The sequence below is a fragment of the Bartonella sp. PS7NMGDW genome, from assembly GCF_042193585.1.
GTDB lineage: Bacteria > Pseudomonadota > Alphaproteobacteria > Rhizobiales > Rhizobiaceae > Bartonella > Bartonella grahamii.
This window is the reverse complement of the sequence record NZ_JBHILX010000136.1, coordinates 1-524: the sequence shown is the minus strand read 5'-3', so window position 1 is coordinate 524 and position 524 is coordinate 1. Positions and strand designations below refer to the sequence as shown.

At 39.1% G+C, this 524-nt stretch carries 1 pseudogene; it reads left to right on the top strand.

Annotation, left to right across the window (positions count from 1 at the left end):
• Positions 1–55 precede the first annotated feature (55 nt).
• Positions 56–524: pseudogene (locus ACFIKJ_RS09740) on the top strand (hypothetical protein); the annotation flags it as partial.

The window sequence follows — 524 nt, the reverse complement described above, 5'->3', positions numbered from 1 at the left end:
TAATGCATCAAAGGAAAATTATATAACAGCGTTGAATGTTGCGACAACACCTAAGGTGGATGCTACCAGTGACTACGTAAATTTTCTGGTCAATACTCTTTCTAGTAACAGTGATAATAATTCCACAATAAATACTTTGACAACAAGACAACTTATTCCTGTTAGTGAACTGCAGCGAGACACGAAAGCTGATAAAGGTATTATGTTGGGCGATACTGCAAAGGCAACTACTTATTCAAGTATTGCAATAGGTAGAGATGACCCAGATTGTAAAAATATAGGCGGTAAAACTGGTTGTGTTGGAGCGTTGGCAACAGCTGAAAGAGCAATTGCTATAGGTTTATCAGCTGAAGCTAAGGAAAAACAGGGGATCGCTATTGGTGTTAATTCATTGGTATCGGCTAGCAGTGCTATTGCTATAGGTCCCTTTACAAAGGCTACAACAAAAAATAGTATAGCCATGGGTTATCAAGCAAATGCAAAGGGGAATAGAGGTATTGCTATAGGCAATGATTCGCTGGCCT